17 protein-coding genes are annotated in these 15,898 nt (G+C 71.9%); 10 read left to right on the top strand and 7 right to left on the bottom strand.

Going from position 1 to position 15,898, the window contains the following annotated elements; genetic code table 11:
* Window positions 1-394 precede the first annotated feature (394 nt).
* From JHE00_RS28360 to JHE00_RS28325, 8 genes are read left to right on the top strand one after another with little or no spacing between them, the layout of a single operon-like run.
* On the top strand, window positions 395-1,513 hold the full coding sequence (locus tag JHE00_RS28360) for a J domain-containing protein (RefSeq protein ID WP_200323916.1): 1,119 nt from the start codon (window positions 395-397) through the stop codon (window positions 1,511-1,513).
* A gap of 57 nt (window positions 1,514-1,570) precedes the next feature.
* Entirely contained in the window at window positions 1,571-2,251 is a 681-nt protein-coding gene (locus tag JHE00_RS28355; protein WP_200323908.1) for a DUF998 domain-containing protein, read from the top strand.
* Between the two features lie 30 nt (window positions 2,252-2,281).
* Window positions 2,282-3,043: a 3-oxoacyl-ACP reductase FabG gene (gene fabG, locus JHE00_RS28350; RefSeq protein ID WP_200323906.1), complete on the top strand. Its 762-nt coding sequence runs from the start codon at window positions 2,282-2,284 to the stop codon at window positions 3,041-3,043.
* Window positions 3,040-3,501, top strand: coding sequence for a MaoC family dehydratase (locus tag JHE00_RS28345; RefSeq protein WP_307832155.1), 462 nt, complete (start codon window positions 3,040-3,042; stop codon window positions 3,499-3,501). Before fabG ends, JHE00_RS28345 begins: the two co-directional genes overlap by 4 nt.
* Before the next feature lie 49 nt (window positions 3,502-3,550).
* Window positions 3,551-4,573 carry a phosphotransferase family protein gene (locus JHE00_RS28340; protein WP_200323904.1) on the top strand — a complete coding sequence of 341 codons (1,023 nt, stop codon included), beginning with the start codon at window positions 3,551-3,553 and terminating at the stop codon, window positions 4,571-4,573.
* On the top strand, window positions 4,573-5,781 hold the full coding sequence (locus JHE00_RS28335) for an acyl-CoA dehydrogenase family protein (protein ID WP_200323902.1): 1,209 nt from the start codon (window positions 4,573-4,575) through the stop codon (window positions 5,779-5,781). Before JHE00_RS28340 ends, JHE00_RS28335 begins: the two co-directional genes overlap by 1 nt.
* Complete coding sequence (locus tag JHE00_RS28330) at window positions 5,781-6,974, top strand: acyl-CoA dehydrogenase family protein (RefSeq protein ID WP_200323900.1); 1,194 nt, start codon at window positions 5,781-5,783, stop codon at window positions 6,972-6,974. The genes JHE00_RS28335 and JHE00_RS28330 overlap by 1 nt, the downstream gene beginning before the upstream one ends.
* The gene (locus tag JHE00_RS28325) at window positions 6,971-8,089 is read left to right on the top strand and encodes an acyl-CoA dehydrogenase family protein (RefSeq protein ID WP_200323898.1); all 1,119 of its coding nucleotides are present in this window, start codon (window positions 6,971-6,973) and stop codon (window positions 8,087-8,089) included. Before JHE00_RS28330 ends, JHE00_RS28325 begins: the two co-directional genes overlap by 4 nt.
* Before the next feature lie 79 nt (window positions 8,090-8,168).
* Here the strand turns inward: JHE00_RS28325 and cutA are convergent, their stop codons facing one another.
* From cutA to JHE00_RS28310, 3 genes are read right to left on the bottom strand one after another with little or no spacing between them, the layout of a single operon-like run.
* Window positions 8,169-8,492, bottom strand: a complete 324-nt coding sequence (gene cutA, locus JHE00_RS28320; RefSeq protein ID WP_200324115.1) for a divalent-cation tolerance protein CutA — start codon at window positions 8,490-8,492, stop codon at window positions 8,169-8,171.
* A gap of 34 nt (window positions 8,493-8,526) precedes the next feature.
* On the bottom strand, window positions 8,527-9,312 hold the full coding sequence (locus tag JHE00_RS28315) for an SDR family oxidoreductase (protein WP_200323896.1): 786 nt from the start codon (window positions 9,310-9,312) through the stop codon (window positions 8,527-8,529).
* A complete protein-coding gene (locus JHE00_RS28310) occupies window positions 9,309-10,061 on the bottom strand; it encodes an SDR family oxidoreductase (RefSeq protein ID WP_200323894.1) in 753 nt (250 codons plus the stop codon). Before JHE00_RS28310 ends, JHE00_RS28315 begins: the two co-directional genes overlap by 4 nt.
* Window positions 10,062-10,108: 47 nt before the next feature.
* Here JHE00_RS28310 and JHE00_RS28305 point away from each other — a divergent pair, with 47 nt between their 5' ends.
* A complete protein-coding gene (locus JHE00_RS28305) occupies window positions 10,109-10,723 on the top strand; it encodes a TetR/AcrR family transcriptional regulator (RefSeq protein ID WP_200323892.1) in 615 nt (204 codons plus the stop codon).
* A 113-nt stretch (window positions 10,724-10,836) separates the two neighbouring features.
* Window positions 10,837-11,304 (top strand): nucleoside deaminase, encoded by a 468-nt coding sequence (locus JHE00_RS28300; RefSeq protein ID WP_200323890.1) that lies wholly within the window; start codon window positions 10,837-10,839, stop codon window positions 11,302-11,304.
* Between the two features lie 5 nt (window positions 11,305-11,309).
* Here JHE00_RS28300 and JHE00_RS28295 read toward each other — a convergent pair whose 3' ends face one another.
* From JHE00_RS28295 to JHE00_RS28280, 4 genes are read right to left on the bottom strand one after another with little or no spacing between them, the layout of a single operon-like run.
* The gene (locus JHE00_RS28295) at window positions 11,310-11,897 is read right to left on the bottom strand and encodes a TetR/AcrR family transcriptional regulator (RefSeq protein ID WP_200324113.1); all 588 of its coding nucleotides are present in this window, start codon (window positions 11,895-11,897) and stop codon (window positions 11,310-11,312) included.
* A gap of 23 nt (window positions 11,898-11,920) precedes the next feature.
* Window positions 11,921-12,751, bottom strand: a complete 831-nt coding sequence (locus tag JHE00_RS28290) for an SDR family oxidoreductase (protein WP_307832154.1) — start codon at window positions 12,749-12,751, stop codon at window positions 11,921-11,923.
* 25 nt (window positions 12,752-12,776) lie between these two features.
* Window positions 12,777-13,934 (bottom strand): acyl-CoA dehydrogenase family protein, encoded by a 1,158-nt coding sequence (locus JHE00_RS28285; protein ID WP_200323888.1) that lies wholly within the window; start codon window positions 13,932-13,934, stop codon window positions 12,777-12,779.
* Between the two features lie 4 nt (window positions 13,935-13,938).
* Window positions 13,939-15,897 (bottom strand): ATP-binding protein, encoded by a 1,959-nt coding sequence (locus JHE00_RS28280; RefSeq protein ID WP_200323886.1) that lies wholly within the window; start codon window positions 15,895-15,897, stop codon window positions 13,939-13,941.
* Window position 15,898 lies beyond the last annotated feature (1 nt).

The following is a 15,898-nucleotide window of genomic DNA, read 5'->3' as shown; positions in this document are numbered from 1 at the left end:
CCCTGAAGCCGGGTCCTGCGCCCCGTCCGCGCGTCCGCTCCCAGTGCCTCGGCCCTGCTCTCGCGTGCACGGCGGTGCGCATGGGCGCGCGAGCCCCGCTCCAGAACGCGCGAAGTTCCCCGCCTCGGCACGTGAGCCAACACTCCCGCGCGAAGTTCCCCGCCTCGGCACGCGGGCCCCACACTCCCGCCCACGAGTTCCCCACCCCCGCACGGGAGTCGCCGCCGCACCCGAGCCGCCTCAGCACCCGAGCCACCCGCGTCCCGCCCCACAACCACGGCCCCCGCTCGCAGCATCCCTTAGCACACAAGCGATCCACCCGAACGTGCCGGGCGGGCGGTGCCCGGTGGCCCCCGGGCACGCCATAGGGTGTGCGCTGCCGAGGAGGTGCCGCTTGCCCGACGTCGACTACTACGAGCTCCTTGGCGTGCGGCCCGATGCCACTCCGGCGCAGATCAAGTCGGCCTACCGCGCGCTGGCCCGGTCGATGCATCCCGACACCGGCGGCACCGCGGGCACGTTCCGGTTGTTGCGCGACGCGTACGAGACGCTCGGCGATCCGGATCGTCGCGCCGAGTACGACGCCGGCAACGGCGAGGTCGTCGAACCGGCCGTTCGCCCGTCCCCTGCCGCCACCGCCACCCGCACCCGGTGGGCGCCTCGCACTCGCACTCGCCGCTTCGGCGAGGACCCGGCCTTCATGCCGCAGGCCGCACGCGTCGACACAACGACGATTCCGTGGTGGCACAGCGTGGACTCCGTCGCGCGCGTGCACTACGCCCATCCCGGTTCGCCCGGGCACGCGCCGCCCGCGTTCGCGGCCGCCGCCGTGCTGGTGCTCGCGCTGCCACTGCTGCTGGGCGCGAGCTTCCCGGTTCCGGTGCTGGTGGTGTGGCTGCTGTTGCTCGCCGGTGCGCTGGGGGTGGCGTTCGCGCTCGGGCGGCGTCACGTCGCCGCGCTGCGGTCGGTGCGAGCGTTTCGCAGCGAGTTCGGCGGGCGCACCGTGTTCGGCAAGCCGGGACAGGACGACGACCAGATCGTCGAGCGCCTGACCGCGGACCTGCTCTCCCGCTATCTCACGCGGCTGCCCGGCGTGCGGATCTTCCACGGGCTCGCCTGGCCCGGTTCGGTGTTCGCCGATGTCGACCACGCGGTGCTGTGCGGCCGCAGGCTCGTGCTCGTGGAGTCGAAACGCTGGCTTCCCGGGCACTACGACACCGACGAGACCGGGACCCTGCGGCGCAACGGGCAGCGCTTCCGCGGCGGCGGCAGCAGGCTGGCCGAGAGCGTCGAGGAGTTCGAGATCCTGCTGCCCGGCGTCGAGGTCCGCGGCGCCCTGGTGCTCTACCCCAGCCGCGCGGGCGAGCTCACCGCTGATCCGGATCCCGAGGACCCGGCGCCGCCGATGACCCCGGACCAGCTGGTGCGGGAGCTCGGCGACTGGCTCGCCGTCGAACCATCCACAGTGGACAGGAACGTGTTCAGGACCATACTGGGCCGCGTCGTCACCTGACCGCCCGCTCACACCCTCCGTGGCTGAATAGAACGAAACGGACACGGAGGATTTTTCATGGCGGACGAACGGGCAGGCCGCGCGCTCCCGCTCGCGGGGCTCGCCGGGCTGGTGCTCGGCAGTGCGCTGATGGGGCTGCTGCACCTGCTGCCGCTCACCAGCGACGGCGTCGACCCGGTGCGCCGCACCATCAGCGAGTACGCGCTCGGCCCCGGCAGGCTGCTGTTCGACGTCGCCGTGCTGCTGGTCGCGGCCGGTTCGGCCGCGGTGTTCGTGACGCTCGTGCGCTCCGGGCGGGCGCGGCCGTTCTCGGCGGCGACGATCTTCGGCGGCGCGTGGACACTGTGCCTGCTGGTGATCGTCGCGTTCCAGAAGACGGACTGGTCGATCGGGCCGAGCGTCGCCGGCACCATCCACCGCTACGCGAGCGTGGTCGCGTTCGTGTGCCTGCCGCTGGCCGTGTTCGCCGCCGCGCGCGCCGCGTACCCGCACTCCCCCGGCCCGCGCCTGGTCGCCCGCGTGCTGAGCCTGCTGTCGCTCGCGTGGTTCGGACTGATCCTGGGGGCCGTGTTCGTGATGCTGGCCGGGGGCGAGCCGTGGTGGCGCGCGATCCCGCTCGGCCTGGTCGAACGGCTCCTCGCGCTCAACGAGGTGCTCGCGATCGCGGCGCTCGTGCCGGGCCTGCTCCGCCTCCGCTCGCCCGCTCCCGCCACGGCCGCTCCCCTGGTACCTTCCTAAGCGAACGCTTACTCAATGAGGAGGACCCACGTGACGCAGTCGCCTTCCCGTGTCGCCATCGTCACCGGAGCCGGTCGCGGAATCGGCGCCGCCATCGCCCGCAAGCTCGCCGGCGACGGGTTCGCCGTCGGGATCCTCGACCTCGACGAGGCGGGCGCGAAGGCGGCGGCCGAGGCCATCGCCTCCGGCGGCGGCACAGCGATCGGCGTCGGCCTCGACGTGAGCGACGCCGATCAGGTGGAGTCGGCTGTCGCCACCGTGGCCGAGCAGCTGGGCGCGCCGACGGTGCTGATCAACAACGCCGGGATCACGCGCGACAACCTCCTTTTCAAGATGAGCGAGACCGACTGGGACTCGGTGCTGGGCGTGCACCTGCGCGGCTCGTTCCTCATGAGCAAGGCGACGCAGAAGTACATGACCGAGCAGGGCTGGGGCCGCATCGTCAACCTCTCCTCCACCTCGGCGCTGGGCAACCGCGGCCAGGCCAACTACTCCACCGCGAAGGCCGGTCTGCAGGGCTTCACCAAGACGCTCGCGATCGAGCTCGGCAAGTTCGGTGTCACCGCCAATGCGATCGCCCCTGGCTTCATCGCCACCGACATGACCGCGGCGACCGCCGAGCGCCTCGGGATGCCGTTCGAGGACTTCAAGAAGGCCGCGGCGCAGGAGATCCCCGTGCGCAGGGTCGGCGAGCCCGAGGACATCGCCAACGTCGTGTCGTTCCTCGTCAGCGAGGGAGCCGGGTTCGTCTCCGGCCAGGTGATCTACGTGGCCGGCGGGCCGAAGGCATGACCGGCCTGCGCGTCTTCGCCAGTCTGGACGACTTCGCCGCGGCCGTGGGCCAGCACTTCGGCTACACCGACTGGCACACCGTCACCCAGGAGCAGGTCGATCTCTTCGCCGACGCCACCGGCGACCACCAGTGGATCCACGTCGACCCCGAGCGGGCCGCGCAGGGCCCGTTCGGCGCACCGATCGCGCACGGCTACCTCACGCTGTCGCTGATTCCCATGCTGGGCAAGGAGCTCTACCGCGTCGACGGCCTGCGCATGGGCATCAACTACGGCGTCAACAAGGTGCGCTTCCCTCAGCCCGTCACGGTGGGATCGAAGGTCAGGGCCGGAGCGGAGCTGACCGAGGTCTCCGATGCCGCGCAGGGCAAGCAGGCGATCGTGCGGTGGACCATCGAGATCGACGGCGAGGCCAAACCCGCGTGCGTCGCGGAGACGGTCTCCATCCTGATCGCCTGATGCGTCGGAGGGATCGAACGACCGGCCGCACCGCTGACAGGGAGGTCAGATGAGCGACGAGAACCCACCCGGGCTCGACCTGGCGCGGTTGCGCACCCACCTCGACCACGAACGGCCCGGTCTGGTGGGCGGGCCGCTGTCCGCCTCCGTGGTGGAGGGCGGCCGGTCGAACCTCACCTACATCGTCACCGACGGCTCGGCGAGCTGGGTGGTGCGCCGCCCGCCGCTCGGGCACGTGCTGCCCACGGCTCACGACATGAAGCGTGAGCACCGGGTCATGAGCGCGCTGGGCCCCACGAGCGTGCCGGTGCCGCCGACGATCCTGCTGTGCGAGGACGACTCCGTGCTCGGCGCGCAGTTCTACGTGATGGACTTCGTGGCGGGCACGCCGTTCCGCAGCGCGGAGGAGCTCACCGAGCTGGGGCCGCAGCGCACCGGGGCCATCGCCGACCGGCTCGTCGACACGCTCGTGGACCTGCACGCGGTGGAGCCCGAGAGCGTCGGGCTCGGTGACTTCGGCAGGCCCGAGGGCTTTCTCGAGCGGCAGCTGCGCCGCTGGAAGAAACAGCTCGACGCCTCGCGCAGCAGGGACCTGCCCGGCATCGACGACCTGCACGAACGGCTCGCACGCCGGATCCCGGAGTCACCGCCGCCCGCGATCGTGCACGGCGACTACCGCCTCGACAACGTGCTCGTGGGCTCCGACGACGAGATCACGGCCGTGCTGGACTGGGAGATGTCGACCCTGGGCGACCCGCTCACCGACCTCGGTCTGCTGCTGGCCTACTCGGAGCGCCGTTCGCTGGACCTGAGCTTCGTGAGCAACGTCAGCGCGGCGCCGGGACATCCGGGTGCCGACGAGATCGTCGCCCGCTACGCGCGGCGCTCGGGCCGCGACGTCTCGGCGCTGGCGTACTACACGGGCTTCGCCTTCTTCAAGCTCGCCGTGATCCTCGAGGGCATCTACTACCGGTTCAGCCAGGGCAAGACCGTCGGGTCGGGCTTCGAGGCGATCGGCGGCGGCGTGCCCGCGCTCGTGCGGCACGGCAACGCGATTCTCGAGGAGGACTGATGGACTTCGCTTACGACGCGACGACCGAGCGGCTGCGCGAACAGCTACTCGCGTTCATGGACGAGCGCGTCTATCCCGCCGAGCCGGTGTTCCACGAGCAGCTCGCCGAGCGCGAGAACCCCTGGACGAGCGTGCCGGTGGTCGAGGAGCTCAAGACCGAGGCCCGCACGCGCGGGCTGTGGAACTTCTTCCTGCCGGGCGAGCTGGGCGCGGGACTGACCAACCTGCAGTACGCGCCGCTGGCCGAGATCACCGGGCGCAGCCCCTCGCTCGCACCGGCTGCGCTGAACTGCGCCGCGCCGGACACGGGAAACATGGAAGTGCTCGCCATGTTCGGCACCGAGGCGCAGCGCAAGCAGTGGCTGCAACCGTTGCTGGACGGCGAGATCCGCTCCGCCTTCGCGATGACCGAACCCGACGTCGCCTCCTCCGATGCGCGCAACATCGCCACCAGCATCCGCCGTGACGGCGCGGACTACGTGCTCAACGGGCGCAAGTGGTACATCTCCGGTGCGATGAACCCGAACTGCCGGATCTTCATCGTGATGGGCAAGACCGATCCCGACGCGGAGCCGCACCGCCAGCAGAGCATGATCCTCGTGCCGAGGGACACGCCCGGTGTGCACGTCAAGCGCGGGATGCAGGTGTTCGGCTACACCGACGGCGACCACGGCGGGCACGCCGAGGTGATCTTCGACGACGCGCGGGTGCCGGCTGAGAACCTGATCGACGCCGAGGGCAGCGGGTTCGCGATCGCACAGGCCCGGCTCGGCCCCGGCCGGATCCACCACTGCATGCGGCTCATCGGGATGGCCGAGCGCGCCATCGAGCTGATGTGCCGCAGGGCCGTCTCGCGCGAGGCGTTCGGCAAGGCACTCGCGCAGCAGGGCGTGGTTCAGGAGTGGATCGCCGAGGCACGCGTGCGCGTGGAACAGCTGCGGCTGCTGGTGCTCAAGACCGCGTGGCTGATGGACACCCAGGGAAACAAGGGCGCGCACACCGAGATCCAGTCGATCAAGATCGCCACTCCGGCGTCGGTGGAGTGGATTCTCGACAAGGCGATCCAGCTGCACGGCGCGGGCGGGGTGAGCCAGGACTTCCCGCTGGCCGAACTGTGGGCCGCCGCGCGGATGCTGCGGCTGGCCGACGGTCCCGACGAGGTGCACAAGCGCTCACTGGCGCGCCGCGAGCTGAAGAGGTACCTGTGATGAGTGAGTCCACTATAGACGCCGCAGAGCTGCGCGACCGGGTCGCCGCGCTGCTGGCCGAACACGATCCCGCGACCACGGAGCGCCCGGAGTTCCTGCGCGCCCGGTTCGACGCCGGGCTGGCGTGGGTGCACTACCCGGTGGGGCTCGGCGGGCTGAACGCGCCGCGCGAGCTCCAGTCGGTCGTGGAGGCCGAACTGGCCGCGGCGGGTGCGCCGGACAACGACCCGCGCCGCATCGGCATCGGGCTCGGCATGGCCGCGCCGACGGTGCTGCGGTTCGGCTCAGACGAGCTGAAACAGCGCTTCTTACGTCCACTGTGGACCGGCGAGGAGGTGTGGTGCCAGCTGTTCTCCGAGCCGGGCGCCGGATCGGACCTCGCGGCGCTGGCCACCCGCGCGGTGCGCGACGGTGACGACTGGGTGGTGAACGGGCAGAAGGTGTGGACCTCCAGCGCTCACACCGCGCGGTGGGCGATCCTGGTGACCCGCACCGATCCCGATGTCCCCAAGCACGCCGGGATGACGTACTTCGTGTGCGACATGACGCAGCCGGGCGTGGACGTGCGGCCGCTGCGCCAGATCACCGGCGAGGCGGAGTTCAACGAGGTCTTCCTCAACGACGTGCGGATCCCCGACGCCCACCGGCTCGGCGCCGTGGGCGAGGGCTGGCGCGTCGCGCAGACGACGCTGATGAACGAGCGCGTGGCCATCGGCGGCAACGCGATGCCGCGCGAGGGCGGGATGCTCGGCAAGGTCGCGGCCACGTGGCGCGAGCGGCCCGAGCTGCGCACGGCGGAGCTGCACGACCGGCTGCTGACGCTGTGGGCGGAGTCCGAGGCGTTCCGGCTCGCGGGCACGCGGTTGCGCCAGCAGCTCGCCGTCGGCTCGCCGGGGCCCGAGGGCTCCGGGATGAAGCTCGCGTTCGCCCGCCTGTCGCAGGCGCTGTCCGGGCTGGAGGTGGAACTGCTCGGCGACGACGGGCTGCGCTACGACGACTGGACGATGCGCAGACCGGAGCTCGTCGACTTCACCGGCCGCGAGGCCGGATACCGCTACCTGCGCGCGAAGGGGAACTCGATCGAGGGCGGCACCTCGGAGATCCTGCGCAACATCATCGCTGAGCGCGTTCTCGGGCTGCCGTCCGAACCGCGGACCGACAAGGACGTCGCGTGGAAGGACCTGCCCCGATGAGCACTCCGGACCTGCTGTACTCCGACGTCGAGACCGATCTGCGCGCGAGCGTGCGCGATCTGCTCACCGACCGCTGCGAGCCCACCGCGCTGCTGGCGCGGGTCGAGAGCGCCGAACCGTACGACACCAAGCTGTGGCGCACGCTCGCCGCGGAGCTCGGCCTGGCCGGGCTCCCCGTGCCCGAGGAACTGGGCGGGCAGGGCGCGTCGGTGCGCGAGACCGCGCTGGTGCTGGAGGAACTGGGTCGCAGCGTGGCGCCGGTGCCGTTCCTCGGCAGCGCCGTGCTCGCGACGGCGGCGCTGCTCGGCGCCGACACCGGGCACGAGCCGGTGGCGGCTCTGCTGCGCAGGCTCGCTTCGGGCGAGGCGAGCGGTGCGCTCGCCGTGCCGCTGTCGACGGCGCCGGGCTCGGCGTTCCCGTCGGCGGTCGCGGCCGACGGCGGCGGACGGCTCAGCGGCACCGTGCGCTCGGTGGCCGACGGCGGGGCCGCCGAGGTGTTCGTGGTGCCGGCGACCGGGCCGGACGGACCGGGGCTCTACGCCGTGGAGGCGAGCGCGGCGACCGTGGCGGAACCGGTGTCGCTCGACCTCACGCGCCGGATCGCGGATGTGACGTTCGCGGGTGCCCAGGCGACGCTGCTGGCCGGCGCGAACGGAGCTCCGGCGGCGCTGGAGCACGCGCTGCTGACCGGCGCGGGACTGCTCGCCTCCGAACAGCTCGGCGTGGCGCAGTGGTGCCTCGAGACGACCGTGGCCCACGTGCGCGACCGGTACCAGTTCGGCCGCCCGGTGGGCTCGTTCCAGGCGCTCAAGCACCGCATCGCCGACGTGTGGCTGGAGCTCGTGGCCGCGAGGGCCGCGGCGCGCTACGCGGCGGACGCGCTGGCGACCGGCAGCGACGACGCGGGCGTGGCGGTGGCCGTGGCGCAGTCGTACTGCGCGACGGTGGCCGTGCACGCGGCCGAGGAGTGCGTGCAGCTGCACGGCGGCATCGGCATGACGTGGGAGCATCCGGCGCACCTGTATCTCAAGCGCGCCAAGGCGAGCCAGCTGGCACTGGGCACGCCGGGCAAGCACCGCGCCACCCTGGCAACCCTGGTGGACCTCCCCGGTTAGCCCCCGCCGACCGCGGTGAAGGGCACCTTTACTGCATCCAACGCAGTAAAGGTGCCCTTCACCGCAGTCGCGGCCAGGGTCAGGGGCGGGTTTCCGTTTCCAGCCAGGACAGGTACTCGGCGTGGCCGCCGATGATCGGCGTGACGATCACCTCGGGCACGTCGTAGGCGTGGCGGGCGCGCAGCTCCTCGGTGAGGGCCTCGGCGCGGTCGGCCGCCGTCTTCACCTCGACGCGCCACTCACGGGCGGTCTCCACGATGCCCTCCCAGCGAAAGACGCTCGTGATGGGCCCGACGATCTGCGCGCACGCGCCGAGCTTGGTCTCGACGGCCGCGGCGGCCAGTGCGTGCGCGGCGTCCTCGGAGTCGGTGGTGGTGGCGACGATGACGTGGTCCGTAGACATGCCAGACATACCGCCACCCTAGGCAACCACCCGCTCACCGCGCGATCTGTTCCTCCACTTTGCGCTGCAACTTGTTCATGCCGCCCAGCCAGCGCTCGTTCTGGGTCGCCCTCGCCGCGTAGTAGCCGGCGATCTCGGGGTGCGGCAGGATCAGGAACCGTCCGTCGCGCAGCGCTTCCAGGCACGTGTCGGCCACGTCCTCCGGCTCGATCGCGGTGGCGCCCATGATGAACTCGCCCTCCTCGCCGGTGTCCGCGAGCATCTTGGTGCGCACGCCCTGTGGGCACACGGCCTGCACCGTGATGCCGCGGTGGCGGTAGGTCGCCGAGAGCCACTCGGCGAACGCCAGGGCGCCGTGCTTGGTGACGGAGTACGGCGCCGAGCCGAGGCTCGTCAGGAGCCCGGCCGCCGACACGGTGGCGAGGAAGTGCCCGCGCCCGCGCTCCAGCCACGCGGGCAGCAGCTCGCGCGTGGCTCGCACGTGGGCCATCACGTTGACCTCCCACGACAGCGCCCAGCCGTCCTCGGGGGTCTCCGGTCCACCGTGGACGGCGACGCCCGCGTTGGCGCAGTAGAGGTCGATCTCGCCGAGTTCGGCGCGGGCGCGCTCGACGAGCCGCCGCACGCCGTCCTCGCTCGCCGCGTCGCCCACCACGGCCACGCCACCGACCTCCTCGGCCACCGCGGTCACGGCGTCGCCGTCGAGATCGGCCAGCACGAGCCGTGCGCCCTCACCGGCCAGCCGCCGCGCCAGCGCCGCGCCGATCCCGCCGCCGCCGCCGGTGACGACCACGCCCGCGCCGTCGAGCCGCGCGGTCACAGCCCGCCGCCCAGCGTGACACCGCCGTCGAGCACGAGCGTCTGCCCGGTGATCCACCCGGCCTCGTCCGACAACAGGAACGCCACGGCACTCGCGATGTCGGCGGGCACGCCGAGCCGCTTCATCGGGTAGGCCGAGGCCACCTCGTCCTCGCGGTCCTCGTACAGGGCGGTCGCGAACTTCGTCTTCACCACGGCGGGCGCGACGGCGTTGACGCGGATGCCCGGTCCCAGCTCGCCCGCGAGCTCCATCGTGAGCCGGATCAGCGCGGCCTTGGTGACGCCGTACATCCCGATGCCGGGCGAGGTACGCAGGCCCGCGATGGACGAGACGTTGACGACCGCGCCGCCGTGCTCGCCCAGCCGCGCGTCGCGCACCTTGCGGGTCCACGACAGCGGCGCGAGCACGTTGACGCCGAAGAGCTTGGCCGCCGCGTCGGTGTCCACGTCGAGGATCGACCCGAAAACCGGGTTGATGCCGGTGTTGTTGACCAGGAAGTCGAGTCCGCCGAACGTCTCGATGGTTCGCGCGATGACGTCGTCCTGGTGCTCGGGGTCGTCGGTCTTGCCGGGCACGCCGAGTGCGACCGAGGGGCCGCCGAGCTGCTCCACCGCCTCGGCGAGCGGATCGGGCTTGCGCGCCGTGATGCACACCTTGGCGCCGCGCTCCACCAGTTCCCTGGCGACGCCGAGGCCGATGCCCCTGCTCGCGCCTGTCACAATGGCCACGCGGTCCTTGAGTGAGTTCACCGGTGCCGATCTCCAATCCGCGCTAAGCGCTCGCTTACACTCTGGTCATGACGATGTCGTTGTCGGCCGAGTTGTGGCCGGAGGTCCAGCCGGAGACGGCGCGCAGACTGATGCTCGCGGGGGTCGAGTCGTTCGCGCAGCGCGGCTACCACGCCACCACCACCCGCGACATCGCGGGCAGCGCGGGGATGAGCCCCGCCGCGCTGTACGTGCACTTCCCCTCCAAGGCCGCGCTGCTGTTCGCGATCAGCCGCAGCGGCCACGAGCAGGTGCTGGCGCTGGTCAAGCAGGCCGCCGAGAACACGGACTCCCCCACCGACGCCGTGCGCGGGATCGTCGAGCAGTTCGTCGCGTGGCACGCGCGCAGGCACACCGTGGCCCGCGTCGTGCAGTACGAGCTGGGCGCGCTGCCCGAGCAGGAGTACGCGGTGGTGGCAGGGCTGCGCCGCGACATCGAACGCATCCTGCGCGAGCTCGTGGTGGCGGGTACCGAGTCGGGCGAGTTCACCGTCGCCGATCCCGGAACGGCCGCGCGTGCACTGCTCTCGCTGGGCATCGACGTCGCGCGCTGGTACACCGAGCGCCATCGCAAGACCCCGGAGAAACTCGGCACGGAGTACGGCCAGCTCGCACTGCGCATGCTGGGTGCCACGCAGAGCTGATCCGTCCCCGGAGGCGTCGTTGGCCACCGCGACATACTAAGCGCTCGCTCACCACTCTCGCCAGCGTCCGGTCGGCCCTTGTCAGCCCGGACGCGCTGCCGGACAGTGGGATCATGAAACCCATCGACACCGCCGCCCTGCTCGCCGTGGCACGCGACGAGGCCAGGACGGGAGAGGCCGAGGGCGGAATCCCCATCGGCGCGGCCCTGTTCACGGCCGGTGGCGAGCTCCTGGGCCGCGGACACAACCGGCGGGTGCAGGACGACGACCCGTCGATGCACGCCGAGACCAGCGCCTTCCGCGCGGCGGGGCGCAGGCCGCACTACCGCGACACCGTGATGGTCACGACGCTCTCGCCGTGCTGGTACTGCAGCGGACTGGTGCGCCAGTTCGGCATCTCCCACGTGGTGATCGGCGAGGCCACCACGTTCTCGGGCGGGCACGACTGGCTCGCCGAACACGGCGTGCGCATCACGCTGCTGGACGACCCCGAGTGCGTGGAGCTGATGTCGCGCTTCATCGAGCGCAGCCCCGAGCTGTGGTTCGAGGACATCGGTTCCGACGCCACCGCGCGGGGCTAGCACGCCTACGGCACCACGGGTTCGAGCAGCGTCGCCCACTGCCTCGTGATCTGGCGCCTGCGGTTGGTGTCGTCGGCGAGCAGGTTCGCCAGTCCGAGTCCGCGCGCGAGGTCCAGTGTCGCCTGCACGGTCTCGCGCACGCCCGGCCTGCTCTCGTCCGCGCCGAGCAGTTCCAGCGCCACGCGGTGCGCCTCGCGGCCCACCTTCGCCTGCAACGGCACCAGCACCTCGCGCAGCGCCTCGTCGGTGGACGCGGCGACCCACAGGTGCAGCGCGGCGCGGAACTTCACGCCCGTGTAGAGATCCAGCAGCATCTCCGCGACCGGCAGGGCACGCGACGGCCCCGCCGGCAGCGCCGCGGCGCGGGCGCGCAGCTCGGCGATCTGTTCCTCGCCGAGGTGGCCGACGGCGGCCACCACCAGGTCCTCCCTGGTCGGGAAGTGGTGCTGCGCCGCGCCGCGCGAGACTCCCGCCCGCTCGGCGATCATCGACACCGTGGTGCCGTGCCAGCCGAGCTCGGCCAGGCATTCGACGGCGGCGTCGATGAGCCGCCGTCGCGTCGTCCTGCTGCGTTCCTGCCTCGGCTCGCGCAGGACCTGTCCGTCGCGCCTGGCCGTCAAGCCGGATCAACCCAGAAGTCGAGCTGGAGGTCCTCCTCGCGCTCGCCGATCCGGTACTTCGCGAGGTCGGTGACGCCCGCGGCGGCCAGCACCTCGTCGTCGATGAAGAAGCGGCCCGTCGCCTCGCGGCTCGGCGTGGTGAGGATCGCGTACGCCGCGTCGGCCATGATCTCCGGCGTGCGCGAGCGGTTGGCCAGCTCAGCGCCCACCACGTTGCGGATGGCGGCGGTGTCGATCGTCGTGCGCGGCCACAGCGAGTTCGCCGCGATGCCGTCGCCCTTGAGCTCGGCGGCGAGGCCGACGGTCACCAGGCTCATCGAGTACTTCGCGATGCTGTAGGCCAGATGTCCCGCCTGGAACCACTTCTCCTCGAGCCGGATCGGCGGCGACAGCGTGAGGATGTGCGGGTTGTCCGACCGGCGCAGGTGCGGGATCGCGCTGCGCGCCAGCACGAACGACCCGCGCGCGTTGATGTCCTGCATCAGGTCGTAGCGCTTCATCGGAATGTGCTCCGACGGCGTCAGGTCGATCGCACTGGCGTTGTTCACGACGATGTCGATGCCGCCGAACTGCTCGGCCGCCTTCGCCACGGCCTCGGCGACGCCGTCCTCGTCCCGCACGTCCCCGACGATGGGCAGCGCCGTGCCGCCCGCCTCCTCGATCGCCTTGGCCGCCGTGTAGATCGTGCCGGGCAGTGTCGGGTGCGGCTCGGTGGTCTTGGCGAGCAGCGCCACGTTGGCACCGTCGCGGGCGGCGCGCACGGCGATCGCCTCCCCGATGCCCCTGCTGCCGCCGGACATGATCAGTGTCTTGCCCGCGAGTGTCACGGTCGTGCTCCCTCTGTCGTAGGACTCAGTAGGACTTGGGCAGGCCGAGGCTGTGCTGGGCGACGAAGTTCAGCACCATCTCCCTGCTCACCGGGGCGATGCGGCCGACGCGCACGGCGCCGAGCAACGTGCCGAGCCCGTACTCCGACGCGAGCCCGTTGCCGCCGTGCACCTGCACGGCCTGGTCCACGGCCCGGATGGCCGCCTCCGCGCCCGCGTACTTGGCCATGTTGGCCGACTCGCCCGCGCCGAAGTCGTCGCCGGAGTCATAGAGCGCGGCGGCCTTCTGCGTCATCAGTTTGGCGAGCTCGAGCTCGATCTTCACCTGGGCCAGCGGGTGCGCGAGCCCCTGGTGCGCGCCGATGGGCACGCCGAAGACGTTGCGCTCCTTGGCGTAGGCCACGCCCTTGTCGAGTGCGTAGCGCGCGATGCCCACGGAGAACGCCGCGCCCATGATGCGCTCGGGGTTGAGCCCGGCGAACAGCTGCGCGATCGCGGCGTCCTCCGAGCCGACGAGCGCCTCGGCCGGCAGGCGCACGTCGTCGAGGAACAGCGAGAACTGGCTGTCCGCCGACACCAGGTCCATCGGGATCCTGCGGTACTCGAACCCGGGCGCGTCGGTGGGCACGATGTAGAGCGCGGGCTTGAGCCGCCCGGTCTTGGCGTCCTCGGTCCTGCCGACGATCAGCACGGCGTCGGCCTCGTCCACGCCGGAGATGTAGACCTTGCGTCCACTGAGGATCCAGTCGCCGCCGTCGCGCCGCGCCGTGGTGGTGATGCGGTGTGAGTTGGACCCGGCGTCGGGCTCGGTGATGCCGAAGGCCATGCGCACGCTGCCGTTCGCGAAGCCGGGCAGCCAGTGCTTCTTCTGCTCGTCGGTGCCGAAGCGGGCGATGACGGTCGCGCAGATGGCGGGCGAGACGACCATGAGCAGCATGGGCGTGCCCGCGGCGCAGAACTCCTCGCACACGGCGGCGAGGTCGCCGATGCCCGCTCCGCCGCCGCCGTACTCCTCGGGCACGGACACGCCGAGGTAGCCGAGTGCGCCCGCCTCGTCCCACAGCTCGGTGGTGTGCCCGCCGGAGCGGGCTTTCTCGGCGTAGTACTCGTGGCCGTAGCCGCGCGCCAGTGCGGCGACCGCCGCGCGCAGCTCCTGCCGTTCGGTGGACTCGACGAACTCCATCGCTCTACTCCTCCGTGTTCACGACCGCGAGCACCGTGCCGGGTTCGACCTGCTGGCTCGCCACCACGGGCAGTTCCGTCACCACGCCGTCGGCGGGTGCGGCGATGCGGTGCTCCATCTTCATCGCCTCGAGCCACAGCAGCGGCTCCCCCGCGCGCACCGCCTGTCCCTGCTCCACGGCGATCCGGACGACCGTGCCGGGCATCGGGGCGAGCAGTGAGCCCGCCGCGACCTCGGCGTCCGGGTCGGTGAAGCGCGGCACGGGGACGAGGCTCACCGGGCCGAGCGGCGAGTCCACCGCCACCAGCCCCGGATAGCGGGCGACGGTGAACACCCGCCGCACGCCTCGGGTCTCCAGCACCACGTGCTCCGGCCGCGCCTCCACCAGCGTCACGTCGTCGAAGCCTTCGGCGCGCAGACCGTCGCGGCCGAGCCGGTAGCGCACCTCGTGCTCGACGCCGGCCACGGTGTAGGTCTTGCGCTGCGGCAACGAGCCCACGTTGCGCCAGCCGCTGGGCAGCCCTCCCAGCACCGCGGCCCGAGCGCGGTTGGCCGCCGCGTCGGCCAGCGCCGCGGCGAGCGCGGACAACCGGACCGCGTCACCGTCGGCCAGCGGCGCCGCGAGCGCGGCGAGGCCGTGCCGGTCCAGGAACGCGGTGTCGGTCTCGCCCGCGAGGAACGCGGGATGCCGCAGGACGTTGACGAGCAGGTCGCGGTTGGTGCGCAGACCGTGGATGCGCGCCCGCGCCAGTGCGCCCGCGAGCGCACGGGCGGCCGAGGCACGCTCGGGACCATAGGAGATCACCTTGGCGAGCATCGGGTCGTAGTGCACGCCCACCACCGAGCCGTCGACCACGCCGCTGTCGAGCCGGATACCGTACGAGCCCGGCACGACGAACTCGGCCACCACCCCGGGCACCTCGACGGTGTGCAGGGTTCCGCTCTGCGGTTGCCAGTCCTCAGCGGGATCCTCGGCGTAGAGCCGAACCTCGATGGCATGCCCCGTCCACTGTGGAGGTTCTGGGTCGAGCCGGGCGCCCTCGGCGATCCGCAGCTGCCACGCCACCAGGTCGAGGCCCGTGGTGCACTCCGTGACCGGATGCTCCACCTGCAGGCGCGTGTTCATCTCGAGGAAGTAGAAGTCACCGTCCCCGGTGGCCAGGAACTCGACGGTGCCAGCACCCGTGTAGTCCACGGCCTTGGCCGCGCTCGTGGCCGCCGCGAACAGCCGCTCCCGCATCGCCGCGTCCACGAGCGGCGACGGAGTCTCCTCCACCACCTTCTGGTGCCGGCGCTGGATCGAGCACTCCCGCTCGCCGACGGCCCACACGGTGCCATGCGTGTCGGCCAGCACCTGCACCTCGATGTGGCGCCCCGTGTCCAGGTAGCGCTCGCAGAACACGGTGGCGTCGCCGAACGCCGAGGCCGCCTCGGCGCTCGCGCCGCGCACCGCCTCGTCGAGGCCGGCGAGCTCGCGCACCACGCGCATGCCACGCCCTCCGCCACCAGCCGAGGCCTTGACCAGCACGGGCAGGTCGGACTCGCTCACCTCGGCGGGGTCGAGTTCGGGCAGCACCGGAACCCCGGCGTCGGCCATGAGGCGCTTGGACTCCACTTTGGAGCCCATCGCCCGCATCGCGCCGGGCTCCGGCCCGATCCAGACCAGCCCCGCCTCGGCCACGGCACGCGCGAAGTCCGCGTTCTCCGACAGGAAGCCGTAACCGGGGTGCACCGCGTCGGCGCCAGCGGCGAGCGCGGCCCGCACGACGAGGTCGCCACGGAGGTAGGTCTGCGCCGGGGTGTCGCCCGGCAACCGGATCGCGGCGTCGGCCGCCGCCACGTGGGGCGAGGCCTCGTCGGCGTCGGAGTACACGGCGACGGTGCCGATCCCGGCGTCGCGGCAGGACCGGAAGATCCGCAGTGCGATCTCCCCGCGGTTGGCGACCAGAACGTTCTCGATCATC

The organism is Prauserella cavernicola, assembly GCF_016595675.1.
GTDB lineage: Bacteria > Actinomycetota > Actinomycetes > Mycobacteriales > Pseudonocardiaceae > Prauserella_A > Prauserella_A cavernicola.
This window is presented reverse-complemented; position numbering and strand designations above follow the sequence as displayed.

Coding starts and splice junctions, on each gene's coding strand:
- cutA (WP_200324115.1), bottom strand. CDS start 8,492: ATGTCTACGGACCACGTCATCGTCGCCACCACCACCGACTCCGAGGAC.
- JHE00_RS28285 (WP_200323888.1), bottom strand. CDS start 13,934: ATGGAGTTCGTCGAGTCCACCGAACGGCAGGAGCTGCGCGCGGCGGTC.
- JHE00_RS28325 (WP_200323898.1), top strand. CDS start 6,971: ATGAGCACTCCGGACCTGCTGTACTCCGACGTCGAGACCGATCTGCGC.
- JHE00_RS28305 (WP_200323892.1), top strand. CDS start 10,109: ATGACGATGTCGTTGTCGGCCGAGTTGTGGCCGGAGGTCCAGCCGGAG.
- JHE00_RS28340 (WP_200323904.1), top strand. CDS start 3,551: ATGAGCGACGAGAACCCACCCGGGCTCGACCTGGCGCGGTTGCGCACC.
- JHE00_RS28355 (WP_200323908.1), top strand. CDS start 1,571: ATGGCGGACGAACGGGCAGGCCGCGCGCTCCCGCTCGCGGGGCTCGCC.
- JHE00_RS28335 (WP_200323902.1), top strand. CDS start 4,573: ATGGACTTCGCTTACGACGCGACGACCGAGCGGCTGCGCGAACAGCTA.
- JHE00_RS28345 (WP_307832155.1), top strand. CDS start 3,040: ATGACCGGCCTGCGCGTCTTCGCCAGTCTGGACGACTTCGCCGCGGCC.
- JHE00_RS28280 (WP_200323886.1), bottom strand. CDS start 15,897: ATGATCGAGAACGTTCTGGTCGCCAACCGCGGGGAGATCGCACTGCGG.
- JHE00_RS28300 (WP_200323890.1), top strand. CDS start 10,837: ATGAAACCCATCGACACCGCCGCCCTGCTCGCCGTGGCACGCGACGAG.
- JHE00_RS28330 (WP_200323900.1), top strand. CDS start 5,781: ATGAGTGAGTCCACTATAGACGCCGCAGAGCTGCGCGACCGGGTCGCC.